The organism is Microbulbifer taiwanensis, assembly GCF_014904815.1.
In the GTDB taxonomy this organism is placed as follows: domain Bacteria; phylum Pseudomonadota; class Gammaproteobacteria; order Pseudomonadales; family Cellvibrionaceae; genus Microbulbifer; species Microbulbifer taiwanensis.
In genome coordinates this window covers 88,356-114,259 of sequence record NZ_JACZFR010000016.1, presented here as the reverse complement: position 1 = coordinate 114,259, position 25,904 = coordinate 88,356, and the positions used below count along the sequence as shown (strand labels likewise).

12 protein-coding genes are annotated in these 25,904 nt (G+C 60.0%); 6 read left to right on the top strand and 6 right to left on the bottom strand.

From position 1 onward, the window contains the following. Nucleotides 1-97 precede the first annotated feature (97 nt). The 6 genes from IG627_RS06130 (at nt 98) to IG627_RS06105 (ending at nt 15,127) form a co-directional block, all read left to right on the top strand. Nucleotides 98-4,690, top strand: a complete 4,593-nt coding sequence (locus IG627_RS06130; protein ID WP_193191078.1) for an RHS repeat-associated core domain-containing protein — start codon at nt 98-100, stop codon at nt 4,688-4,690. 100 nt (nt 4,691-4,790) lie between these two features. Beyond that, complete coding sequence (locus IG627_RS06125; RefSeq protein WP_193191076.1) at nt 4,791-5,129, top strand: hypothetical protein; 339 nt, start codon at nt 4,791-4,793, stop codon at nt 5,127-5,129. A gap of 128 nt (nt 5,130-5,257) precedes the next feature. Beyond that, a complete protein-coding gene (locus tag IG627_RS06120; protein WP_193191074.1) occupies nt 5,258-5,953 on the top strand; it encodes a transposase in 696 nt (231 codons plus the stop codon). A gap of 94 nt (nt 5,954-6,047) precedes the next feature. Next, complete coding sequence (locus tag IG627_RS06115; RefSeq protein WP_193191072.1) at nt 6,048-13,682, top strand: calcium-binding protein; 7,635 nt, start codon at nt 6,048-6,050, stop codon at nt 13,680-13,682. Further along, a complete protein-coding gene (locus IG627_RS06110) occupies nt 13,673-14,176 on the top strand; it encodes a protein disulfide oxidoreductase (protein WP_319024507.1) in 504 nt (167 codons plus the stop codon). Before IG627_RS06115 ends, IG627_RS06110 begins: the two co-directional genes overlap by 10 nt. A gap of 126 nt (nt 14,177-14,302) precedes the next feature. Continuing rightward, nucleotides 14,303-15,127, top strand: coding sequence for an MBL fold metallo-hydrolase (locus IG627_RS06105; protein ID WP_193191069.1), 825 nt, complete (start codon nt 14,303-14,305; stop codon nt 15,125-15,127). A 97-nt stretch (nt 15,128-15,224) separates the two neighbouring features. Here the strand turns inward: IG627_RS06105 and IG627_RS06100 are convergent, their stop codons facing one another. The 6 genes from IG627_RS06100 to IG627_RS06075 all read right to left on the bottom strand — a co-directional run bounded on the left by IG627_RS06100 (nt 15,225) and on the right by IG627_RS06075 (nt 25,885). Continuing rightward, nucleotides 15,225-16,853, bottom strand: a complete 1,629-nt coding sequence (locus IG627_RS06100; protein ID WP_193191067.1) for an alpha/beta fold hydrolase — start codon at nt 16,851-16,853, stop codon at nt 15,225-15,227. A 412-nt stretch (nt 16,854-17,265) separates the two neighbouring features. After that, nucleotides 17,266-18,474: an iron-containing alcohol dehydrogenase gene (locus IG627_RS06095; protein ID WP_193191064.1), complete on the bottom strand. Its 1,209-nt coding sequence runs from the start codon at nt 18,472-18,474 to the stop codon at nt 17,266-17,268. A 15-nt stretch (nt 18,475-18,489) separates the two neighbouring features. After that, nucleotides 18,490-19,875, bottom strand: coding sequence for an aldehyde dehydrogenase family protein (locus tag IG627_RS06090; RefSeq protein WP_193191062.1), 1,386 nt, complete (start codon nt 19,873-19,875; stop codon nt 18,490-18,492). A 206-nt stretch (nt 19,876-20,081) separates the two neighbouring features. After that, entirely contained in the window at nt 20,082-21,179 is a 1,098-nt protein-coding gene (gene nagX, locus IG627_RS06085; RefSeq protein ID WP_193191059.1) for a transmembrane glucosamine N-acetyltransferase NagX, read from the bottom strand. Between the two features lie 166 nt (nt 21,180-21,345). Continuing rightward, nucleotides 21,346-22,299 (bottom strand): glycoside hydrolase family 16 protein, encoded by a 954-nt coding sequence (locus IG627_RS06080; protein WP_193191057.1) that lies wholly within the window; start codon nt 22,297-22,299, stop codon nt 21,346-21,348. A gap of 226 nt (nt 22,300-22,525) precedes the next feature. Further along, nucleotides 22,526-25,885: a chitinase C-terminal domain-containing protein gene (locus tag IG627_RS06075; RefSeq protein WP_193191055.1), complete on the bottom strand. Its 3,360-nt coding sequence runs from the start codon at nt 25,883-25,885 to the stop codon at nt 22,526-22,528. Nucleotides 25,886-25,904: the final 19 nt, after the last annotated feature.

Genomic DNA, 25,904 nt, shown 5'->3' with positions numbered 1-25,904 from the left:
ATCCAGGTTCGCGTGCGGAGCGAGGCAGCGACACAATTGATAACAGCAGGATGGGCCTCGCGAAGAGTGGCCACCATTAAAGATCAGGAAAACTAGAATGAAGTTCTATACCGGGGATCAGATGCGCCAGCAGTGCCAGGCTGGAGATAGCCGAGAAAAGTCGGCGGCCTCCAATCGCTGGAAAGCTGCGATCATTACAACTTTAACCCTGGCATTGTCCACGTTATCAATTGGCTCCCATTCAAAGCCTGGCATTTCCAGCGACGGTGCCCAGCCTCGCACCGCCACATCTGAGAATATGGAAGACCTGGAGGATATGCGGGTTAAGGTCCTCGGTGGCTACGTGCGTATGACCCGGCGCTGGACTAGTAACGGCTGGGAGTGGAACAGTCGTTGGAATCCTGTTCAGACCTACGCGGAATACAGTGGCAGGGATAAGGCGGGCTTGGGTGGTATCTCACTCGGTAAAGTAGACGCTTTCGATCTTTACGAGTCAGAAGAGAAGCTCGCTGCGAAAGAGCTTCTGGGCAAACAATACTTCCGCTCGCAGAGTGTCGGTGCGGTGGGGCGCTTTGGACGTTTCCAATCGGCGCAACAATCAGCCCCTATTGGAATCTCCTGCAAACAGCTCTATCAGTTCTACCTTTATCGCAATAATCTGGCGTATCGCCCGGAAACCTTCGAGGTTTCTGATGAAAGCCTTGGGTGCATTGATGAAACCAGCAGTTTATTCCACTCGCTGCTGAACAATACTATTACAAAAGAAGGTGATGACTATACTTGGCGGGATCGCAAGGGCAACGTCATTTTCTACCAAGGCGGTAAGATCGCTTACTACCACGACAGTAACGGCGTCCGTGTCTCCATGGACTACGAAGGTGGCCGTCTCAAACACATTCGCGACCATCTGGGTAACATCGTTATTACCTACCACTGGCAGTCATACCAGCATAATTTGGGCACGGCGGGGACTGAAACCGTTCATCGCCTGAAAAGACTCGAGGATTACACTGGCCGCGAGGTTGTCTACCACTACGGTGAGGACCAGAGCAATCCTTTGACATACCTGAAACTTGTGTCAGTCACAGATGTTCGCGGGCAAGAATGGCATTACAGTTACCAAAAACCGGGTGCCAACAAAAAGATTGTACCTTCCACGTTGCTGGATCCAAAGGGCCAGGTGACGACATTTTCCATTAACGCAGATGGGCATATTAATGGCTATGAGCGGGAAGATGGAAGCGGCGTAAGCTACAGCCAAAGCGTCAACGCAGATAAGGTCTACAAGGTCACCCATAGTGACAAGTCGGGCGTAGTTACCGAAAGCTGGTATAACGCCCTGAACATGCTAATCAAACGCCAAGTTGGCGGTCAGTTGCAGTTTGAAACCGCATACGAATTTGCAGACAACCGCACGGCCAAAGACGTTGCACGCCAGTATCAATCCAAAGGTGGCTATCAATCCCCGCTCCAATTTAAGCCTATTCGTATCCTCAGCAGTAAGACCACCGATGCCCGCGGCCTGGAAACCAAGCGCTTCTACGACACCTTCCGCAACGTCACCCGCGTCGAAAACCCGGACGGTACCTACACCACCACCGAGTGGAACACAAAGCTCACCCTGCCGCTCAAGGAGCGCGACGAGCGCGGTGTCATTACTGAGTACGAATACGACGAGCGCGGCAACCTGATCACCCTGACCGAGGCCGCCGGCACAGCGGACCAGCGCATCACACGCTACACCTATGACCAGTACGGGCAGCTGGAAACCCAGACCACCGGCGAGTCCACCGCCGGTAACACCGCGCTGGCCACCAGCCGCTGGGAGTACGACAGCTACGGCAACGTCACCAAGGTCACGGACGCGGAGGAGAAAGTCACCGAGTACCGGGACTACGACGTTAACGGCTACGCCCACACCATCGTCGACGGGCGCCTGAAAACCTGGACTCGCGACTACGATGCCGTCGGCAACCTGCTCGCGGACCTGAACCCCTACGGCCAGGGCTTCAAATACGAGTACGACGCCGCCGGCGACCTGGTCAAGGTTACCGATGCCAGCGGCAGCAGCCTGCATATCACCAACAACGCCTCCGGCCTGCCGCTGACGGTCACTGACGACAGCGGCAACCAACTGGCGCTGACCTACGACAAGGGCAACCGCCTGGCGACGATCACCGACGCCGAGGACGCCAGTATCGGCCTGGAGTACGACAGCCAGAACCGCTTGCGCGCAATCGTCGACGGCGAGCAGAACCGCACCGAGTACAGCTACCAGCAGAACCTGCTGTCGAAGGTCCAATATCCCACTTATGCCGAGGAGCTGGGCTACGACAAGCGCGACCGCATAGAGCAGAGCAAGCAGCAGGCCAACAACCTCGAATACCTGCGCGCCTACGGCTACGACCTGGGCGACAACCTGACCTCGGATACCGATGCGCTGGAAAACACCGAGCAATACGAATACGACCAGCTGAACCGGCTGGTGGCCATCGTCGATCCGGTCAATGGCGAGGCCAAGAAAACCGAATTCACCTACGATTCACGCGACAACCTGCTGCAGGTCAAGGACCCGGAGGGCCGCCTGACGGTCTACACCTACGACCGAAACGATCGCCTCAAGACCGAGACCAAGCACGACTATATCGGCACCGGCAAGCAGCGGGTCTACGACTACGATGCCAACGGCAACCTGGTTGCGGTGACCAATCCGCAGCAGGAGAAGCGCGTTTACGGCTATGACGACGCGGGCCGAATGAGCAGGCTGCAGGTCTACGCACACAGGGGCAATCCGCAGCCGGTCAAGGTGGTGGACTACCACTACAATGCCAAGGCCCAGTACACCGGTTACAAGCAGACGCCGGGTGCCGATACCGCCAATGCCACCGCGGATATAATTCACCATGGCGAGACCTACACCTACGACAGCCTGAACCGGCTGGAATCGGTCAAGGTGGACTATTACGGAGAGGGTGCCCAGGCCGCCGAGATTGCCTTCTCCAAATCCTACAGCTACAGCTACTACGGCAATGGGCTGAAGAAGACCTATACCAATCCGGAAGGCATTACCTACACCTATTACTACAACAAAAACAAACAGCTAGCCGCGGTGCATATTCCCGGCGAGGGGCAGCTGGCCTGGACCGACTTTCACTGGCTGGCGCCGCAGACGCTGCTGCTGCCCGGCGGCAACAGGATCACGCTGAGCTATGACGATTTCCTGCGGGTCAAGCAACGGGTGCTTGAAGACAGCGCCGGTAATGACAAGGCCCAAGCCGTCTACGAGTACGATCTTGAGAGCAATATCCGCAAGATTACTTCCGAGCACGGCGAATACGCGTTTGATTACGACGATCTGTATCGGCTAACTGCAGCAGACTACCCGCTGGACAACGCGGCCAATAACGAGCAGTTTGGTTACGACGGGGTTGGCAACCGCACAGACTATACGGTAGGCGAAGTTGAAGATGAGAACTTTAATCCGACCTCGTCAACGGAACTGCAGTACAACGACCAGAACCAACTGACGGCAGCTACCGGCGACGATCCGGCCAGCTTCCAGTACAGCGACAACGGTCATACCACGCAGAAGGTGCAGGCCGGCGTTACCTGGGACTATCGCTACAACCACGAGGAGCGCTTGGTCGCCGTTGACAAGAACGGCGCTACCGTCGGCGAGTATCGGTACAACCCCTACGGGCAGCGTATCCGCAAAGAAGCGGGACAGGTTACCCACTTCCTATATAACAAGGAGGGCATGGCGGCCGAGTACGATTCGTCCGGTAACCTGATCAAAGAGTATCACTTCAAGCTGGGTATGCCGTGGATGACCGAGCCGCTGTTCCAGCGAATCTCTACTGGCGAGATCTATTACTACCAGAATGATCACCTGGGTACGCCGCAGCGGATGCTAGATAAGTCCGGGGCTGTGGTTTGGGAGGCTCGGTATGAGGCTTTTGGTAAGGCCGAGATTCTGGTTGATACTGTTGGGAATAATTTGCGATTTCCAGGACAGTATGTTGATGAAGAGTCAGAGTTGAATCAGAATTTTTTGAGGTACTTTGATCCACAAAGCGGTAGATATATCTCCAGGGATCCTGCCGGGCTGATTGGAGGGTTGAATAATTACATTTATGTCTACGCGAACCCCGTCACATTGTTTGATCCATATGGTTTATGGGCTTGGGGTGACCCTTTACCTCAATGGATGGTTGATGGAGCGGCCGGATTTGGAGATACAATTTCTTTTGGGATCACGGACAAAGTGCGCGATTGGATGGGTACCAATGGTGCGGTCAATAAATGTTCTGATGCATATGGGAATGGGGAGTTAGCAGGGATAGCCTTTGGTTTTGCCGCTGGTGGAGCTGCTGGTTGGCGTGCTGCTGGCAAAAAGGCAGCTGGCAAGGAGTTTTCTCATTGGGTTCCAGCTCGAGCAAAAAAATGGCCAGGATTTAACAATTCCTTTGGCAAGTGGTTGCTAAAGGGTGGTAATAAATGGAATGGAAATTATGTGACTCCTGTTAGGCACTACCGACATGATCCATTCCGTTACCCGAGGGGGTGGAGGGATCTCGGTCCGAGATTTCCTAAACCACTGCAACAACTAGATCGAATACCAAATGTATATAAGGGTGCCGGAATCGGTGCTGGTGCGACGGCAGCTGGAGGTTCATGTGAGTGTAATTGAGAGTTTTTACTCGAAAATATCAAGGCTGATATACATTTTTTTTGGAAGCAAGAGGCTGTATGAATATGAGTTGGCGTGCTTGTCTGCTTGGAGAGGGTTTATGTCTGACGAGGCAAATGAAGTTTTAACTCGTCAGCTTGATAAGTTTGATTATGTTGCTAGACAGACAAGCGGGCTAAAGACAATATTCTATTGTGTTAGAGATCAAGAGTTTATTGATTGGGCAGAGGGTGATTTTTTCTTAAATCGAAACGGTGATCTCAAGGTTTTTGTTGGAATGCTGAATGGCGTAGTAGAAGATGTAAGAATTTCAGTGGGATTCTCTATTTATATTCACAGAGGGCGTTTGTTTTCAATCGAGTATAAGTCTGAGCCTGGGCTTTTTAAATCGGCAGAAAACTTCAGGGTTGCTGGTGCAAAGGTTCTGGTTGAACTTTAAGTGACCCAAGCCGCTTAATAAACAGCTGAAATGAGTTAAAGGCGACTGAGTTAAAGGGAATAGATCTATTTTAGACGCCCAATTAAACAAAGGCTTGGAGTAGCGCCTGAACAAGATCGAGAAAAGCTATGCCAAGGAAGGCCAGAATACTGCTAGCCAATATGCCCCATCATATAGTCCAGCGGGGCCACAACCGGGAGCCGGTGTTCCTGGCGGATGAGGACTATCAGTACTACCGCGACAATCTGTTCGAGTGGAAGGAAAAGCTGGACATAAGGCTCTACGCCTGGTGCCTGATGACCAACCACGTGCACCTGCTGGTGGAGCCGGGGGATAGGCCGGAAACTGTTTCCCTGTTGATGAAACGGCTCGCCGGACGCCAGGCAGCCTATGTGAACAAACTGGAGGGGCGCAGGGGCTCTCTGTGGGAGGGGCGCTTCAAGGCCAGTGTGGTGCAGGCGGAGTCCTATTTCCTGGCCTGCTGCCGCTATATCGAATTGAATCCGGTGCGCGCGGGCATGGTGCGTGGGCCGAGACAGTACAAATGGTCCAGCTACAGGGCGCGGATCGGAGTAGAGAAAGGGCTTGAACTGGATGGCCACGAGGAGCTGCGGCGCCTCGGGCGCAATGGCGAGCAGGGAGTTGCCGCCTACAAAGAATTTATAAAGGCCGGGGTGCCGGCAGATGAGCTGGCGTTTTTGAGTGAGGCCTGGTCGAGAAACCAGCTGACCGGCAACCGCCGGTTTGTGGATGAAATTGAACGGAGAGTTGGCCTGCGTATCGAGCACCGCCGGCCGGGGCGCCCCCGGGTGGGTGACGAATAGATGAGAGGCCTATGTTGGCGGTCATAGAACCGCTAATCGAGGTCATGAGCATAAACAGAATTTGAAATACAAGTAATTGTTGGGAATAGAAAACATGTTGCAGCGTTGGGGGATACTGGCGGCGTTTTGGATCTGCGCACTGTGCGCACCGGCCGCCGCAGATCAGGAGGAGGCGCTTTGCGCGGAGGTGCGCATCGAGATCCTGCAGGAGCTGACACTGGAGCGCCAGGGCTTCGAAGCCATCATGCGCATTACCAACAGCTTGGATACCTATTCCATCGAGGAGATCGCCATTTCGGTGAATTTCACCGACGCCGACGGCAATGCGGTCACCGCCACCTCCGATACCTCCGCCAGCGATGCGGCCTTCTTTATCCGCGTGGACGACACCCAGAACGTGAATTCCCTGGTCACCGGCGACGACGGCGCCGTCAGCGACGGTGTGATCAACGCCGGCAAGGTGGGCGAGTTCCGCTGGCTGATAGTCCCCACCGCCAATGCCGCCGGCCAGACCGACAACGGCGAGCTGTTTTTTGTCGGCGCCACCCTGTCCTATGCCTACGGCGGCAAGGAAGAGCTGGTGCAGGTGGCGCCGGACTCGATTGTGGTCAAGCCGCAGCCGCTGATGACCCTGGATTATTTCCTCACCCAGGAGGTGGTCGGCGACGATGCCTTTACCACCGAGATAGAGCCGCCGGAGCCCTACACCCTGGGTGTGCGTATCGACAACAGCGGCTACGGCGCCGCCAATAATCTCAAGATCGAATCCGCCCAGCCCAGGATCGTCGACAACGAACAGGGCCTGGCGATCGACTTCACCATTACCAAGAGTTTTGTGGAAAACCAGGCGGCGGAGCCGAGCCTGCTGATCAATTTCGGAGAGATAGCGCCGCAGAGTATGAAGGCGGGCCGCTGGGTGATGGAGTCCACCCTGTCCGGCAAGTTTACCGAGTTTTCTGCCAGCTTTACCCACGCCGACGAGCTGGGCGGTGAGCTGACCTCGCTGCTCGAGGCCACCAACGCGCACCTGCTGGTGGAGGATGTGCTGGTGGACCTGCCGGGGCGGGATGGGGTGCTCGATTTTCTTGCCTATGGTGCGGATGAAAGCTTCTACCTCTACGAGAGCGAAAACACCGGCGTCGACCTGGCCCTGTGCAAGAGCTGCGCCCAGGTGGCGGCACTGTCCTACAGCCTCGGCGGCGAGAGCGGCGGCACGCGCAGCCTGAGCGGCGGCACGCAGGAGGGCTTCGGCTATATCCAGGTAGCCGACCCCTACGCCGGCGCCAAGGTGCTGCACAAGGTGGTGCGCGGGGACGGCAAGACACTGAATGCAAACAATTTCTGGCTGTCGAAAAAGCGCGCCGACAACAAGGTGGATTTCGACTATTTCATCAATGTCTTCGACTACGACAGCAGCGCCGACTACACACTGTATTTTGTCGACTCCGCCGAGCTGCCGCAGCCGCCGGTGATCCAGGCGATTCTCGATCGCAACAGCCACGAGGGCGGCCAGATCGGTTTCCTGGTGCAGTCCTCGGACCCGAACGGCACAGTGCCGCAGCTGTCCTCCAGCAGCCTGCCCTCCGGCGCCACCTTTACTGACGGTGGCGATGGCACCGGTGTCTTCCGCTGGCAGCCGGCCATCGGCCAGGCGGGCAGCTATGCGGTGACCTTTACCGCTACCGACGGTGCCCTCTCGAGCCAGCGCTCGGTGAACCTTAACGTGAACCCTGCCGACGATACCGACGGCGACGGCCTCAGCGATGCCTGGGAAATGGAGCACTTCGGCAACCTGGACCGGGATGGCAGCGGCGACTACGACGAGGACGGCCGCAGCGATGCCCAGGAAGAGGAAGTGGACAGCGACCCGACGGTGCCGGAAGTGGCACCGGGCGCGCCGCAGATTGCCAGCCCGGTGTTCGACGCCGAGATACTCGACGGCGCCGCCGAACTGCTGCCGACGGTGGAAGTGACCAACGGCGAGCACGGCCCGGAGCTGACCGTCTCCTACCAGTTCGAGATCTATGCGGACCAGGCCATGGTGACCCGGGTGGCAGAAGCCAGCGTGGCCGAGGGCAGCGGCAGCACCCGCTGGGCGGTGGCCGCCGGCGATCTGCTGCCGGGGCAGGCGTTCGCCGACAACAAACTCTACTACTGGCGCGCCCGCGCCATCACCGTTGTGGAAGAGAATAGCGGCGAAGTGCCGGTGGCCTCCAACTGGGAGTCCAGCCGCTTCTTTATCAACAGCGCCAACGACGCGCCCTCGGCGCCGGCCATCAACGCGCCGCAGGTCAATGCGCTGGTGGCGAACACCCGCCCGCAACTGATCGTGGCCCACGCCTTCGACGCGGACCGGGATACGCTTTCCTACGGTTTCGACCTGTTCCACGAATCGGACCTGGATACGCCGATCGCGTCGGTGAACGGCCTGCTGCCCGGCGGCAACTTCCAGACCCAGTGGCAGGTGCCCAACCCGCTCGCCGAGGACAACGCCTATGTGTGGAAGGCCTGGGTGCAGGACGAGCACGGCGCGCGCACCGAGAGCGAGATAGGCAGCTTCCTGGTCAGCACTCTAAACAACGCGCCCACGGATCCGTCGATCGTATCTCCCAGCGGCGGCCTGTTCAGCTGGCTGCCTAATAACGGTGTGGAACTGCGGGTGGGCAATGCCAGTGACCCGGAGCAGCAACCGCTCACTTACACCTTCGAGCTGGATACTGTGGCCAGTTTCGACAGCGGTGCCGCGATCTCCTCCGGCCCGGTGACCGAGGGGCAGGGCGAGACCGCCTGGATTGCCGAGGGGCTGCAGGAGGACGTGACCTATTACTGGCGCGCCAAGGCCAGTGACGGCGAGGTGCAGAGCAACTGGGTGAGCGCCAGCTTCCAGGTGGATACCGACAACGCCGCACCGCCGGTGCCCAGTCTGCAGAACCCCGGCGACGGCGCCGTGGTGGAAAACCTGCGCCCGCTGTTTGAAGTGAACCCGGTTGCGGACCCGGATGGCGATGCGGTGCAGTACCGCTTCGAGGTCTACTCGGATGCGGCGCTGACCCTACTGGTGGCGAGCCAGCTACAAGCAGGCACCCAGTGGACCCCCGGCTTCGACTTCAACGACAACAGCCACTACTACTGGCGCGCCCGCGCTGAGGATGCCAAGGGCACGCCCGGCGACTGGAGCCCGGTAAACCAGTTCGCCATCAACGAGAACGGCGTAAATGACCCGCCGCAGATAGCCCTGGTGCTGCCGGACAGCGCGGTGACCGTCAGCGAACCGACACTGCTGATCCAGTGGCAGGACAGCGACCCGGACAGCAATGCCAGCGTCTCCCTCTATTACCTCTACGAGGGCAGCGGCCGCACGCTGATCGCCGGCGATATCGCCGAGGACGAGGACGGAGAGAGTGACCAGTACCTGTGGGATGTGTCCGGCCTGCTGCCGGGCAACTACAGCCTGGAGGCGGAGATCAGCGATGGCGAGACCACGGTGACCGCCAGCGGCTGCTGCACCGTCACGGTGCCGTCGCAGACCAAGCGCATCACCGCCACGCCATTGACGGCGCTGGAAACGGACGAGGCGGGCACCGCAATTGCCGCGCTGGAGGTGAGCCTGGACCAGCCGCTGCAATCCGGCACCACGCTGACCCTGAATCTGTCGCTTTCCGACGGGAGCGAGGCGGAAATTCTCGGCGACAATTACCTGCAGTTCTCTGCGGACAACTGGGATATTCCCCAGGCGATCCAGCTGCGCGGCCTGGATGACTGCGCCGTGGACGGCGACAGCCCCTTCAGCCTGGTGTTCCAGCCGGCGCAGAGCGACGACCCGGCCTACAGCGGCTACCTGCTCGACAGCATCGGGTTCGTGAACCGGGACAGCGAGAGCGCCGGCCAGACACTGTTTATCTGCGACTACGCACTGGTGCAGCAGCTGCCGGTGAGCGGCACGGATGATGTGGAATCCCACTACCGCGCGCAGCTGGACAATCAGGGCGCCGGGCTGGTGGATGCCAGTGCGAGCCTGACCCTGCTGCCGTCCCCGGACCTGAATCATTCGGCGGCCATCGTCGGCGGCAACAGCCTGACCTTCAGCGATATCTCCGCCGGCGGCAGTGCGCAGAGTAACGAGGTGGTGGTCATCCGCCACCCGGCCGCACAGCCGCTCGACTTTGCCAAGTTCTCCTGGGACATAGAGCCGGGGGAATCCCAGACCAATGTAGAGGGCAACAACAGCAACAACACCCTGCAGGGTACCGCCGGTGCCGACACCATCGACGGCAAGGCCGGCAACGATACGATTTACGCCGGCGACGGCGACGACACCATTATCGGCGGCCCCGGTGCCGACAAGCTCTACGGCGAGGGCGGCAACGATAGCTTTATCGTCGAGGGCAACGACGGCTACGCCGACCGCTTCGAGGGCGGTGACGGCTTCGACCAGGTACTCGGCGGCAGCGGTGACGATGCGATTCGCATCAGCGTGTTCAGCGGCAACGCTACCGTCGAGCGCATCGACGGCGCCGGCGGCTACAACGCGATCTACGGCACCGGCGCCAACAATACGCTGGATTTCTCCAACACCGAGCTGCTGAATATTGCCTTTATCGATGGCCTGGCCGGCAACGATGCCATTTACGGCAGTTCCGCCAGTGACAGGATTATCGGCGGCAGTGGCAGCGACAAGCTCTACGGCAACGCCGGCGACGATATTTTCCATATCGAGGGCAACGACATCGGTGCCGACCGAGTGGAGGGTGGCACCGGCTTCGACCAGGTGATCGGCGGCGACGGTGACGACTGGTTCCGCTTCAGTGTGTTCAGCGGCAATGCGCGGGTGGAGGCCATCGACGGCGGTGCGGGCACTAACCTGGTGGTGGGTACCTCGGCCAACAATACGCTAGATTTCCGCGGTATCAGCCTGCTGAATATCGCGCGCCTGGATGCTGGCGCCGGCAACGATACCCTCTACGGTTCCAGCGCGGCAGATGTCATCGTCGGCGGTATCGGCAGCGACAAACTCTACGGCGAGGGCGGCGACGATCGCTTCCTGCTCACCGCCGGCGATACCGGCTTCGACCGCTACGACGGCGGTGACGGAGAGGACTGGATTGTCGGCACGCCAAGCGACGACGAATTCCGCTTCAGTGTCTTCTCCGGCAGCGCTACCGTTGAGGTGATCGACGGCGATGGCGGCAACAATCGCATACTGGGCAGTAGCGCCAACAACACCCTGGACTTCAGCAATACCCAGCTGGTTTCCATCGACCTGATCGACGCCGGTGCCGGCAACGACACCGTTTTTGGCACAGCGGCGGCGGATGTGATTGAGGGCGGCCTGGGCTCCGACAAGCTCTACGGCAATGGCGGAGCCGATACCTTCGGCCTCACCGCCGGCGATACCGGTTTCGATCACTACCGCGGCGGCGACGGCAGCGATCGCATACTGGGTACCGATGGCGACGACGAGATTCGCCTGAGCGTTTTCAGCGGCGACGCGCGAGTGGAAATCATCGACGGCGGTGCCGGCAACAACCGCGTCCTCGGTTCCAGCGCCAACAACACCTTCGACTTCGGCGAAACCCAGCTGCTGAATATTGCCGAGATAGACACCGGCGCCGGCAACGACAGCGTCTATGGCAGCCAGCAGGCGGACCGCATCCTCGGTGGCAGTGGCTCCGATTACCTGTACGGCAATGGCGGCGACGATACCTTTGTACTGGCAGCGGGCGATACCGGCGCGGACCGCTTCGACGGTGGCGATGGCTTCGACACCCTGCTGGGCAGCGACGCGGACGACAATATCCTGCTGTCGGTATTCAGCGGTGCGGCGACCGTGGAGCGCATCGACGGCGGCGCCGGCGCCAATACCCTGAGCGGCACCAGCGCCAATAATACCCTGGACTTCCGCAATACCGAACTGGTCAATATCGCCCTGATCGACGGCGCCGCGGGCAACGATACCATCTACGGCACCCAGGGCGCCGATGTGATCGAGGGCGGCATGGGCAGCGATACCGTCTACGGCGAGGCCGGCGATGATATCTTCCGGCTGACCGCCGGTGATACCGGTTCCGACTCCTACCGCGGCGGCGAGGGCCGGGATACGCTGCAGGGGACGGCCGGCGACGACCTCTTCCGCTTCAGTGTCTTCGCCGGCGAGGCCTCGGTGGAGGTGATCGATGGTCAGGGGGGCAACGACAAGATTGTCGGCACCAACGCCAACAATACGCTGGACTTCTCCGCCACCGAACTGGTCGGTATTGCTTCCATCGATGGTGGCAGCGGCAACGACACCATCTACGGCTCGCCGCTGGCGGACACCATTATCGGTGGTCCTGGCAGCGATTACCTGGTGGGGGGCGACGGCGATGACAGCTTCCTGTTCACCGCCGGCGATAGCGGTGCGGACAAGTACAGCGGCGGCAGTGGTTCCGACCGGCTGCTGGGCAGTGTCGAAGACGACGATATGATCTTCAGTGTATTCAGCGGCGCCAGCACCGTTGAGCTGATCGACGGCAGGGAGGGCCAGAATCGCCTGCTCGGCACCAGCGCCAACAATACGCTGGATTTCAGCGGCACCCAATTGGTGAACATTGCCTCGATTCTCGGCGCAGCCGGTAACGATACGATTTACGGTTCCGATGCGGGCGATGTGATCGAGGGTGGCGACGGCAGCGACAAGGTCTACGGTGGTGCCGGCGACGATCTCTTCGTGCACACGCCCGGGGACAGCGGCTACGATCGCTACCAGGGCGACGGCGGCAGCGACACATTGGCGGGTAGCGACGGCGACGATGAGTTCCGTCTCAGCGTCTTCTCCGGCGATGCCACCGTTGAGGTTATCGACGGCAAGGCGGGCAATAACCGCATTGTCGGCAGCACCGCCAACAATACGCTGGATTTCCGCAACACGATGCTGGTGGATATCGCCATGATCGATGGCGGCGCGGGTAACGATACCCTTTACGGCTCCCAGGCCGGCGATGTAATCGAGGGTGGCATCGGCAGCGACAACCTCTACGGCGAGGGCGGCGACGACCTCTTCCTGCTCACCGCCGGCGACACCGGTTACGACCGCTACTCCGGCGGCGCGGGCGCGGACGAGCTGCGCGGTACCGCCGGCAATGACCTGATTCGACTGGCGTCCTATTCCGGGGCCAATACCGTCGAACTGATCAACGGCAATGGCGGCGTCGACAGTATCCAGGGGACGACCGGTAACAATACGCTGGATTTCTCGACTACAGTCCTGACGGCGATAGCGGAAATCCGTGGCGAGAAGGGCAATGATACGATCCAGGGTTCAATGGGCGCCGATACGATTCGCGGCGGCGAGGGCAACGACACACTGCAGGGCAATGGCGGCGCGGATATCTATCTCTTCGCCCGCGGCGACGGTGTGGATACCGTGACCGACAGTGGTTCCAGTGCCGATGACCGGTTGCTGTTCGAGGGCGCGGTGGCACCGGAAGATATCTGGCTGGTGAAAAATGGCAGCCACTTGGATATCTACCTGCTGGCAGGGCCGGAGAAAGTGCAGATCCGCAACTGGCAGTCGGCCGAGAGCGCTATCGAGGTGATCGCGACGGAATCCGGAGCCGAGTTGCCGCTCGCCAATATCGATGACTTGGCCGAACTGATGACGTCCATCGGCACACCACAGGGCGGTGTCATCAGCCTGACCGGCGAACAGCAGGCACAGGTGAATGAGGCCAGAGTGAGCGCGTGGCAGTAAACGTTAAGCGAACCCTCTGGGGTCTGTGCAAATTTGCGCTGCTCGCCATCCTGGTGGTCAGCGCCGTGGCCTATTACCAGCAGCGGGATATTCCCCGGGACATGGCGCCGGCACTGGCCGGCCGGTCGCTGCAGGGCGACGTGCTGGATCTGCAGCAGTTGGCAAAACAGGGTCCGGTGCTGGTTTATTTCTGGGCCACCTGGTGCGGCTACTGCCGCGCGGTATCGCCGGCGATTTCCGATCTCGCGCGGGACCACCAGGTGATTGCGGTCGCCCTGCAATCCGGCAGCGATGCGGAGCTGGCCGACTACCTGTCCAGCCACTCGCTGCAATTCCCCACCATCAGCGATCCCAGCGGTTTCCTCAGCCGCGCCTGGGGTGTGCGCGTGACGCCGAGCATCGTCATCGTCGACAGCGACGGCCGGGTGGCATGGGTCACGTCCGGCGCCACCTCCAAATGGGGATTGCGACTCAGGCTTGCGCTGACGGATTAGTTTCCCGCGTTTCCCGACAAGCGACTCCTCGCGGGGCTGATATGTCATGTCGATTCGCGCAATCGGTAATTTCCCCTGACGGCTTTATTCCGTACAAAGAACCTTCCATCGAATTGAGGGGTTTCTGTGTCTGTTCTCGATAGCTTCCGTTACAAAGACCTGGACGCCCTGCGGGTGGGCCGTTTTGACCTTGGGGTCAATACCTCGTTTATCGTCTACCGGTTTAAGGACACCCTGATTGATACCGGGCCCAGCAACCAGTGGAAATACGTGCGCCCGTTTGTAGAAAGCCAGCCATTCAGCCAATTGCTGCTGACCCACCACCACGAGGACCACAGCGGCAATGCCGGCGCCATCCAGGCGCTCACCGGGGTGCGGCCACTGGCACCGGAGATTACGGTCGAAATCCTGCGGCGCGGTTTCAGGATTCCGCCGATCCAGAAAATCATCTGGGGATCCGCCGGCAGGGCGGACGCGGCTCCGCTGCCGGACAAGCTGGAAATTGGCGGTGAGGCAGTGATGCCTATCTTTGCGCCCGGCCATGCCAAGGATATGACCTGCTACCTGTTGCCCGAGCGCGGCTGGCTGTTCAGCGCCGACCTGTATATCGCCAACTACCTGAAGCTGCTGCGCAGCGACGAGCAGATTCCGACGCTGCTCGACAGTATCCGCAAAGTGCTGGGCCATGAGTTCGATGTGATCCTGTGTCCGCACCGGGGCGTGGTGGAAAACGGCCGGGAGAAGCTCGAGGAAAAATATCGCTACCTGCTCGACCTGGCGGGGAGGGCGCAGGCGCTGGCAGAATCCGGTATGAACACTATTGAAATAACACATCAGTTATTGGGCAAGGAAAACCTGATGAGTGTGCTCAGCCGCTACAACTTCAGTAAAAGAAATCTGGTTGCGTCCTGCCTGCAAGTGGATCCCTCGCTGCACAGTGACTTGCGGTAGTTCCGTTGCAGAGTACTGCAAATGCAACAAGCGCGCCCGCTCCGGATGGTCCGGGCCGGGCGCGAGGGATTGAGAGCCTTACCGCTCCTGCGCCCCATTAGAGACGGGGAAGGTAAACCGAGGCCGGCAACAGAATCCGGTAGGGAATCTGGACCTGGAAATCGGTATTTTCAGGTCTTTGGTACAGCAGCGAATTTTCAGTATCTACAACCAGGCTGACCCTGTGGCCCGCGGGCAGGTCGTAGCTGGTGGTAAAGAATTCCACGGCCACTCTCTGTGGCACGCCAACTTCCGCCTCGTGCAGGGTCAGCGGCACATGGGAGATAAGTTTGCCCAGGCCGAGTGCATCGGTGTCGTACAGGTGAAACTGCAATTGCACTTCCGGTGCGCTCGGCACTATCCAGATATCCAATTGCGGGTTGCCGCGAATCTGCAACGGCTGCGGATAGGCGGCGGTGTGGTACTTGATTCCGTTCTGTCCCCCGATCAGTGCGACGGGCGCAACGACCGGAACTCCCAATCCCTCCAGCAGCGCCGAGACCAGTGGGATACCGGTGCCGGCCGCGGTATCTGTGCCGCCACTGAAGGTATTGTTGCGTGGAAGACCCAGGTAGGGGGTTTCTGACAGGGCACCGGCGTGGAACTGTGTCAGGCGTGGATGCAGGAAGTAGCGATCGCCGCTGTCGGTCACCGGCCAGTTATTGTGGAGTTCTCGTTCGGTTGCGAGGCGCGTGGTGATATCCACCGAGGGTTCGCTGTCCACACCATTGTCCTCACCTTTCAGGTAGTGGTCGAACCAGCGCAGGTTGTTGTGCCATATATGCCGGTAAAGCGCGGAGTCGAGGGATTCAGTGGCTCCATGGGTGCCCGGGTTGAGCAGCAGCTTTTTCGGAGTCTCCAGGGCCTCGAAGAGATCCAGGATGCGGTTGGGCTTGAACAGGTAGTCACCATACTGGTGAGAGACAAGAATCGGAATGTCGCGCTGGTTCAACTCCTGGATCCTGTAGATCGCCGAGCGGGAGGCGGAAAAGGCCCGCACCTGGTCCAGGTTTTTTCTCTCGGTGATGTTTTCCCACAGCTGATCCACCTCCGGGATTGTCCTCTCCGCAGAAAGCAGCAGGTTTCCCCAGAAAAAATTGACGGTTTCGTTGGGGTAGAGTTCGAATTCCAGGTCCGCCCAGGCCGACATCGCCGCCACAGCGTCAACCCTATCGTCGGCAACGGCCCCGAGTAATGAAATTCCGCCACCGTAAGAAATTCCACCCAGACCGATTTTCCCGACGGCGTAGTTGCTTTCCAGCCAATCGATCAGGGCGCTGATATCGCCGAGCGTATCGGGCCCGGCTACGTCGGCCAGTCCGCCGGAATTGGAAAATCCACGGTTGGAATAACTCAGCACCAGGTAGCCGTTTTCCGAGAGCATATCGGCAGCCAGGTCATACATGCTTTTGTCCTGCCCCCAGCCGCCGGGCAGCAGTACCGTCGGATAACCACCCAGGGGAGCCGGGCCGTCTGGGATAAATAGGCTGGCATCGATAATGGTCCCGTCGTGAGAGGGAATAAGCTGGTCGGTGATATCGGCGGCGCCTGCTTCGGGGGGGATTGTGTTGAACTGGTAAATATCAAAAGGGTTGATGATGGTTTCAGGATTGGCGTCCGCTGTGGCTGAAGCCTGCAGGCCCAATAGGGCGGTTATTATCAGTGGGATATTGAGTAAAATTTTCATGACGATTCCTTTACAAAAATTTGTTTGATTTGCGCCAATTCGGCAGTTGTTAAAAGCAGTTGAGAAGCTAGCAAAAATTAATTTGCCAGAGAAAATTTCCATTATTGTTTTGCGCGTGGATATTAGTAGAGGATTTCCGGGATGGGATGAATCATTTGGTAGGGGGCTGTTGACGTGGTTGGCTATTTTTGTATTGCGAGTGTCAATTGGCGACCCAGAGCAGGAATCGATTTGGGAGGGGAGTTCTGGTGGAGGGAACTCAGTGGAATTTACGGAAATTTTCCGATGGGCTAAATCTGGAGCTGGTAAAAATATATTGGTTTATGTGTCGATACCGGGCCGGCGCCATGCGGTTGGAGGTGGATGCTTTTCCTGCGCTGCGTCTGCATCTGGCTCCGTACTGTACTTTCTTTTACCCAATGGCGACGGGATAATCTGCCAGCGTCTCCAGCTGCAGCTTGCCGGCCACGGCCGCCCGGAACAGCTCTGAGTACTGACTCTGGTTAAAGGTGATGGGGTTGGTGGCCGCAGAAGCGTCGGCAAAGGCCATTTCTCCGACCCGATCAGACTGCTCTGCGCCTATTCCTATTTCTCCCAGGTTGTCGGGAATGGACAGTTGCCGGCGTATTTCCAGAATCCAGCTGAGAAAACTGTCGAAGGTCGCCTCTTGCAATTGCAGGTAGTGGCACAGGCGGGTGATGGGCACTTCAATCTGGCGGCGATTCGCCGTCAGTACATAGGGCATCAGAATGGCGTTCAACAGTCCGTGGTGCTTATCGTAGAGGGCGCCCAGGGGGTGGGCCAGGGCGTGCATGGCGCCCAGCCCGCGCTGGAAAGCGGTGGCGCCCATGGTCGAGGCCACCAGCATCTGCGTTCTGGCCTCGAGGTCCTGGCCATTCTGTACGACGCGCGGCAAATACTCCCGGATCATACGGATGGCTTCACAGGCGATGCCCTCGGCCATCGGGTGGAAAGTCGGGGCGCAAAAGGCTTCCAGCGAGTGGGAGAGCGCATCCATGCCCGTTGCTGCGGTGATGTTTGCGGGCAGGCCAACTGTCAGCTGGGGATCGAGGATAACCAGCGCCGGCAACATTTTCGGGTGGAAGATAATGCGTTTGACCTGGCGCTCTTCGTCGGTAATGACGGAGGCGCGGCCCACTTCGGATCCGGTGCCGGCGGTGGTCGGCACCGCGATCACCGGCGCCATGCCCTGTTCGTCCACCCGCTGCCAGTTATCGCCCAGATCCTCGAAATTCCACAGGGGCCGGGTCTGCCCCGCCATCAGGGCGATGGCCTTGCCGGCGTCCAGGGCGGAACCGCCGCCGAAGGCGACAACGCCGTCGTGTTTGCCTGCCCTGTAGCACTCGACTCCATCCGTGACATTGGTGCCGGTGGGATTGCCCTTGATCGAGGAGAACAGGCCGCAGCGCAGACCCTGCTGCCGGCAGTGTTCGGTGGTTTCCGACACCATCGGCAGGGCGGCGAGGCCGGGGTCGGTGACCAGCAGTGGGGCCCGGATGCCCAGTTCCCGGCAGGCCGCGGGCAGTTCCCGCACCCGTCCCGCGCCGACACGGATGCTGGTGGGGTAGTTCCAGTTGGCCTGCAAAGTGTTCTGGTCCATGGTGCTATGCCTTGATTATGGCCTGATATGAAAGGATTTGGGGCGGGTCAGTTGGCCGTAGCCCAGTGACGACAGGCTGCAGCCGCGGCCGGAGTTTTTCACCCCTGTCCAGGCCAGGCCTGGCTCGAGGTAGTCGCAGCGGTTGACGAAGAAGGTGCCGGTTTCCAGCTGCTGGCCGATGGCCTCTGCCGCATTGAGGTCGCGGCTGAAAACCGCGGCGGACAGGCCGAATTCCGAGTCGTTCATCAGTTGAATGGCCTGCCGATCGTCGTCCACCGGCATGATGCCGGCCAGGGGCGCGAAACTCTCCTCGCGCATGACGAGCATCTTGTGGTTCACATTGACCAGCAACTGCGGCGCCATGTAGGGGCTGCCGGGTTTTTCCAGCGGGAAGAGGGCCGGATCAACCAGGGGTTCTGCGCCCGCGGCCAGGGCCTCTGCAATCTGCGCGCGCACTAAGTCGGCGGCCCCGGCACTGACCATGGGCCCCAGGGTGGTTTCGGGATCGTCCGGGCGCCCCAGGCGGTAGTGCTTCACCAGGTTGACGGCCCTGTCGATAAAAGCCGGGTAGAGATCCCTGTGCACATAGATGCGCTCGATGCTGCAGCAGGATTGACCCGAGTTGAACATGGCGCCGTCGATCACGGTTTCCACCGCGCGGCCCAGGTCGGCATCCGCGCGGATATAGGCCGGATCCTTGCCGCCCAGTTCCAGGCCCAGCCCGGTAAAGCGGCCGGCCAGCGCCTGTTCCACCTTTCTGCCGGTGGCCACCGAACCGGTGAAGGCCACATGGTCGATCTGCGCCTGCTGGGCCAGCCACTGGGCGTTATCGCTGCTCAGGTGCAGGAACTGGAACAGGCCGTCCGGCAGCCCGGCTTCGCGAAATGATTCCACCAGCTGTTCGGCGCACAGTGGTGTTTGCGGGGCGTGTTTGAGCAGTACGCCATTGCCGGCCATCAGTGCCGGCACGACGGTATTGATGGCGGTCAGGTAGGGGTAATTCCAGGGCGCAATGACATAGACCAGCCCCAGGGGCTCGCGTTTGATATAGCAGCGGATTTCGTCTTTTTCAGGCAGGCGGATATCGGCAAGGGCCTGTTCCGCAATCTCGATCATATAGCGGGCTCTGTCGGCTGTGCCATTCACTTCGCCCCTGGCGTAGCGAATGGGGCGCCCCATCATCCAGCAGAGTTGCTCGGCGATTTCGTCGCTGCGGGCGAGAAAGCACTCCAGCATGGCGCTACAGATGGCGGCTCTGTGCGCTATGCCTGTCTGGCGCCACTGTTTCTGGGCGCGAGCAGCGGAAGTGATGGCCTGTTGAATCTGCGCCCTGTCGGCCAGTGGCCTTTCCACATAGAGAGATCCATCGATCGGGGAATAGGTAAGCTGTGTATTTTGCATTGGGGCCTGGCTCGCCGCGTTATCGATCGAGAATAGCCTATCCGGGTGATGGGAGCAGCGCAAAGCCGTGCGCATACGGTGACGAAGGGGGCGCCACTTTTTTGCTTGTGGCTCTATCTGGCGTGGCGGCCGCCGGCAATGGCGCGGCGGGAAAGTTGCGGAGTCGGGCCGACCGCATCCGTGTCGGCCCCAGGGGCTGGATTTAATCAGGGACTGATAAATATTTCCCGCCGGTACAGCCAGCGCAAAACCAGCCACTGCAGAAGCAGTACGCCGCAGGCGATAACCAGGGTGCCGGCCGCATCCGGAAGCGCCGCGGCTATTCCACCGAACAGGCTGTTACTGCTGTACTGCCAGTTCACCAGGCTGGTGCCCAGGTAAACCAGAATCGCATTGCAGCCGATAACGGCGAAGAAGTAATTGAAATACCGCCACTGCCACCTATCCACGAGCAGATAGAAGAGGGCCAGCAGCAGCAGGCTGCAGGCGCTGGTGATCAGGACGAAGGAACCGGTCCACAGCTCTTTGTTGATCGGGTAGACCCGGTGCCACAGCAACCCGACGAGCAGGCAGGCGAGGCCGCCGGCGGCGAGCCCCACCAGTATGTTTGTGTGCTGCCCGGCTTTCTGCCGCAGCCAGCGCCCGGCGAAGACGCCCACCAGGGCGTTGACGATAGAGGGCAGGGTGGAGAGCAGGCCTTCGGGATCGTAGGGGCGATTCAGGTAGGTAATACCCGGCAGGCAGCACTGGTCCAGCCAGCTATTGACGGAGTCCGCCGGCGTCAGAGGGCCGAAACCGACCTGCAGCAGCCAGTAGCCGAGCAGTATCGCGGCGGCGATGGCGTACTGGGCCCGCGGGCCAAAGTGCCAGACGATCATCGCGGCAAAAAACCAGGCGAAGCCGATGCGGGCGAGGACGCTGGCGTAGCGGATCTCGGACAGGTCGGCGGGAATACCGCTGCCCCAGCCGTGGTTGTAGACAATTCCCAGGCCGATCAGTATCAGCAGACGCTTGATCGCTTTCCTGTAGACCGGCCACCGGTTTTCCAATGGCAGGCCCTGCAGGGACTTGTTGGCGATGCCCAGGGTGACTCCGGAGAGAAAAATAAACAGGGGGAAAATCAGGTCGTAGAAGCGGAAGCCATGCCACTGCGAGTGTTGCATCTGTTCGTGGCCGAAGGCGAAGAGGGACCAGCCAGTGAGTGCCAGCAGGGGCGCGAACAGGGCCTCGCCACCGATGATCCAGAACATATCGAAGCCGCGCAGTGCGTCTACCGAAGCCAGGCGTTGTTTCTTGTTCGTCATGGGTACTTCTTCTTTAACTCTGTGTAGAAACGGCGGGGCGGCCATCCGCCATTGGCCGCGATCAGTTTATCCGGACAGATTGATCGCGGCCATGGGCCGATTTTTGCTCCTGCAAAATCGGCATTTTCGCCATCCATGGCGGTCGCCGCTTCTACAGGGGCATTATTTACAGGCCGCAGGGGGATTCCAGTTTCGGGTTCCAGTCCGGCACAGTGTCCGCGAAGGTGACCTGTTGTGCGCGCAGGTCGGCGACTGCCCGGGCGACTTCAGCGGTGCTCAGGATCTGGTTGGCACTGTGGAAAACCCAGTCCACGTCCTGCTGGTAAACGCGCTGTTGATCGGATTCTATCAGGCCTTCCTGGGTGAACCAGAGATTGAAGTTGATGGACATGGGCTCTTCCGGGAAGACGTGTTCGCTGTGACGGGCGAATTCTTCACCGTCGATAAAATAGCGGATCTCGTTGTCGGCGGCGTGCAGGACCAGCGTGTGCCAGCCGGCAAAGCTGCCCTGTTTCACCGTATATTCGTTGTCTTTTTCGAAGGGGTCCAGTTTGAAGGTTTCCCAGCTGGTGGCAAAGAGGGCATTGTCCTGCTCGCCCCAACCGCCATTGGCCAGGTACTCGAAATCCATTTCACTGTAGTCTGGGTCCATGGATGCCTTCAGCGGGCTGATGGCGTAGAAGGTTTCGATAATCTGGTCGCCATCCGGGCCCTGGGTAGGTTCGTCGCGGAAGAAAACCCGCGCGGCATAGGTGCCCTGCAGATACTTGCGCTGGTGGCAGAACTGGGTGTGCTGGGTGTTTTCACCGCTGCCGTCGGTGGAGGAGGTGAGGCGCAACAGGGTGTTGCCGATTTGCGTACTGTCTTCCAGGAAGGAGATACCGTCGGCCGACCAGCGCGCGCCGCTGACGCCCGGGTGCCCGGTCTCGGTGCGCACGCGCCATGCGTTTTTCTGCATCTCGGCCAGATTTGCATAGGAAAAATCATCGAACAGTATTGCTGGGCTTTCTTTATCCTCGGCTTGCTGCTCTGCAGCGATTTCCCGTGTGGCTTCGCTGCAGCCGCTCAACTGCAGGCAGAGTAACGGCGCAGTAGCCAGGGCAATCAGTTTCTTATACATGGCCATATTTCCTTTAACGATCACAACAAAAAAAGCCCCGGAAAACCGGGGCAAATATAGGAGCATTACCTATAGATCAACAACGAGAGAGAACTTCCTGTGAAAACAACTTCCGTAACCTTTGCACTGTGTCTGTAGGAGCAGCCGGTGGCCGCGATTAGCATCCGAGGATACTGCGAAACCTATCGCGGCCACCGGCCGCTCCTACAGGGGCAATTTCCCTGCCTCAATCAACGGTGCAGACAAACTCCCAGCTGCCGTCGCTGCTGCTGGGTTCCGAGTTGGTCCACCACTTGGCCTGCCAGACGCTGCCGTTGTGGACTATCCGGTCGTTGCCATTGGCGTGGTCGCCGGCGGGCCAGTCCGGGTAGGTCGGGTAGTCGCCGGGGTTGACGCCCGCGCTGGAGCAGCTGGTACCGCCACCGCCGCCAGTGCCACCGTCGGACAGGTCTGCCAGCGGTAGCTCCGGGTGTTCGAAGGCCAATGCGTAAGTAGTGCCGTTGATGGTGGCGGTGTAGGCCTGCGGGCCCGAGACCGGCAGGTAGTAATTGAGGGTGAGATCCCAGCTGGCACCGTCGGCCAGGTTCTGCCAGCCCGGCAGGGTAAAGCGCACACGGTGGAACTCGTGATCCGCACCGCCCACATTACCGCCGCCGGCATTGGCGCCGCTCTCGATCACTTCCAGCCCGGCACCACTCTGGTCGGTGATGGTGTCGGATGTGGAGGTCGGCATATCGAACTCGAATACGGTGCCGCCGGGAATGGTGCTGCCGGTATTGTTGGTGATATACAGCTTGGGGTTGAGCGGGTAGTTCTGGTCGCCCAGCTTGAAGCCGTCCACCAGCATCTGGATATCCACCGCTTCCGTCGGCAGCGGACGGTCGCTGCGCAGTTCGCGATAGGGCGTTGAGGTCTTGAACTTGTCGTAGGCGAGACTGGTCAGGGTGGAGCCCATAAAGTACTCGCCCGCAGCCGCATTCCAGTCGTAGTCGCCGGCCAGTTCCCAGAACATGATGCCGCCGACGCCCTGGTCGATCACATACTGCACCTTGGCATCCATGGACTCTTCGTCCTCGGTGGAGATGAATACGTCCTTGGTATCGTTCCACAGCCAGGGGGCTTCGGAGACGGAATCGTAGTGACGCACGTAGCTGCCAATCAAAGCGTCGTCCGGGTCGCCCGCAGGATCCAGGCCGTAATCGCCCAGGTAGCTGCCGAGAATGCCGTTCTCCAGATTCTTCGCGTGCCACATGGGGTTGGAGCCGGCGCCCATCTCCTGGCCGTTCTCGTCCAGGTCGTGCCACATGTTGTCGATACCGATGGCGCCGTAGCCGCACTTGGCCGCGCCGCCGGTGCCAGTGGGGCAGTCGGACTGGTTGGGCAGCGCGGCGCTGCCGCCGAGGCCGTTGGCTCCGCCGCTCACGCCCTGCCAGCCGCGCGTGTAATAGGGAATGCCGATATTGATGCGTCCCGGAGACATGGAGCCGCGGAAATACTTCACCGCCCAGTCGATATTCAGGTAGCCGATGCCCCCGTACTGGGAGGTGCTGTAGACGCTGGCTGCCTTCAGCTCTGGATCGTCGCCGTTGTCAAACAGTGCGGAGTTGTGCCCCACGTATTCATTCCAGGCCCCGTGCAGGTCGTAGGTCATGATATTGACGTAGTCCAGATACTGGGTGATCTGCATGGTTTCCTGGCCGCGCAACAGGTAGCCGGAAGAGGGCGAGGCGATGGTGAGCATATAGTGGGTGTTGTCCTGCTCGCCGGCTTCATCCAGTTTTTCGCGCAGTACACGCATCAGCACCACGTAAGAGTCCATCAGGTAAGCGCGCAGCGGGTTGGCCACTCCGAAGTCCAGCGGGTTGCCGGCGTCATTCATCGACGTGGGATATTCGTAGTCGATATCCACACCGTCGAAGCCGTAGGTGCGGATAAAGTCCACCGCCGAGTTGGCGAAGGTCTCTATACCCTGGTGGTTGATGCTGCCGTCGGCATTGGTGGTCATGGTATAGAAGCCGCCGTCCGCAACACGGTCGCCGTGCTCGTTGAAGTGGCCACCGGTCTCGGCCCAGCCGCCAACGGAAACCAGGGTCTTCACGTCGGGGTACTGTTCCTTGTACTTGGACAGCTGGTTGAAGTGACCCTTGTAGCCGTAGTCGCCATCGGTTTCCGCGCCGGGTACGCCCGGCCATTCCATGCCGGTGGCGGGGTTGGCCGGATCCGACGTATTGCCGACGGACACGGAGTAATCGCTGCCGACGTGGGCGAAGGCGTAGTTGATATGGGTGATCTTGCCCCAGGGAATATCTTTCACCAGGTAGCTGGGCTGGCCGTTGGCGCCGTTACGCCAGCTGGTGAAGTAGCCGATGATACGGCGCGGGTGATCTGCACCCATTTTCTCACGGCCGGCCGCGTCATAGAGATCGCAGTAGTTGGGGCTGGTGCCCGGCGTGGTAAAGAGGCCGTCGGGGCGGCAGGGGTGATCGCCGGTTACCGGGTCGCCGTTCACGCTGATGGATACCGCGGATGAGTCGGTGAACTGCTCGGCGCTGTCGAAGGCGCGCGCGTAGACCGAGTGAGTGCCGGCTTCGGCGGTCCAGTCAAAGGTAAACGGCGCGCTGCTGTCTTCGCCGACCTTCTGGCCGCCCACATAGAAATCCACACGGCCGACGGGGCCCTCGGCATCGGAGGCGGTGGCACTCAGGCTGACGCTGACACCTTGGTCATAGACGCTGCCATCCGACGGGGAGTCCAGGGAGACGCTGGGCGGGTTGTCCAGGTCGTTGACGGAAATGGAGGCGCTGTTGGACGTGGTGGACTGATCGTCGTTGTCGGTCGCCACCGCGTGTACTGTGTGGCTGCCCTGGGAGGCAGTCCAGCTGTAACTGTAGGGAGCACTGGTATCCACGCCGACACTGCTGTTGTCGACGAAGAACTCCACGCTGGTGACGCTGCCGTCGGCGTCGCTTGCGGTCGCGCTGAGGGTGATGCTGGCACCGGTGGTGTAGGAGGCGCCGTCATTCGGGGAATCCAGGCTCACCTGCGGCGGTTGCGGACCCCCGGTATTGACGGTGATGACGACGTCGCCGGTCAGTGTCTCCTGGTTGGCATCATCGCGGATGAGTGCACTGAGAACGGGGGTGCCGGCCACGGCTGTCCAGCTGCTCTGCCAGGGGGCACTGTTGTCGGTGCCGATGGAGCTGCCGTCAACAAAAAACTCCACCGATGCGACGCCGCTGTCATCGCTGGCATCAACGGTGATGATAACGCTGTCATTTTCGATGAACACAGCGCCGCTCGTGGGGCTGGTGATGGATCCCTGCGGGGGCTGGTCCTGTCCTTCGTCGCAGGCACCCAGTTCCGACCAGGCGTTGGTCCAGGCCCAGCCGACACCCGGTTCATAGGGGCCGCCGACGGTACACCAACCGCCCACGGTGCAGTTGTATGCCGTATTGTTGTTTGTTACCTGATCGCCGGTGTTGTAGCTGGAGCCGTCGACGTAGGCGGGTAATCCATTGCAATCGTAGGCGTAACTTTGGCCGGCGGCGAGGCCGGACAGCAGCGCCACTGCGAGTCTGAGTTTCATGACTGTCACCGTTATTATT

What these genes read in the sequence shown, in the direction of transcription:
- IG627_RS06095 (WP_193191064.1), bottom strand. Translation starts at nt 18,474, where the DNA reads ATGGACCAGAACACTTTGCAGGCCAACTGGAACTACCCCACCAGCATC.
- IG627_RS06090 (WP_193191062.1), bottom strand. Translation starts at nt 19,875, where the DNA reads ATGCAAAATACACAGCTTACCTATTCCCCGATCGATGGATCTCTCTAT.
- IG627_RS06100 (WP_193191067.1), bottom strand. Translation starts at nt 16,853, where the DNA reads ATGAAAATTTTACTCAATATCCCACTGATAATAACCGCCCTATTGGGC.
- IG627_RS06115 (WP_193191072.1), top strand. Translation starts at nt 6,048, where the DNA reads ATGTTGCAGCGTTGGGGGATACTGGCGGCGTTTTGGATCTGCGCACTG.
- nagX (WP_193191059.1), bottom strand. Translation starts at nt 21,179, where the DNA reads ATGACGAACAAGAAACAACGCCTGGCTTCGGTAGACGCACTGCGCGGC.
- IG627_RS06125 (WP_193191076.1), top strand. Translation starts at nt 4,791, where the DNA reads ATGTCTGACGAGGCAAATGAAGTTTTAACTCGTCAGCTTGATAAGTTT.
- IG627_RS06120 (WP_193191074.1), top strand. Translation starts at nt 5,258, where the DNA reads ATGCCAAGGAAGGCCAGAATACTGCTAGCCAATATGCCCCATCATATA.
- IG627_RS06080 (WP_193191057.1), bottom strand. Translation starts at nt 22,299, where the DNA reads ATGTATAAGAAACTGATTGCCCTGGCTACTGCGCCGTTACTCTGCCTG.
- IG627_RS06075 (WP_193191055.1), bottom strand. Translation starts at nt 25,885, where the DNA reads ATGAAACTCAGACTCGCAGTGGCGCTGCTGTCCGGCCTCGCCGCCGGC.
- IG627_RS06130 (WP_193191078.1), top strand. Translation starts at nt 98, where the DNA reads ATGAAGTTCTATACCGGGGATCAGATGCGCCAGCAGTGCCAGGCTGGA.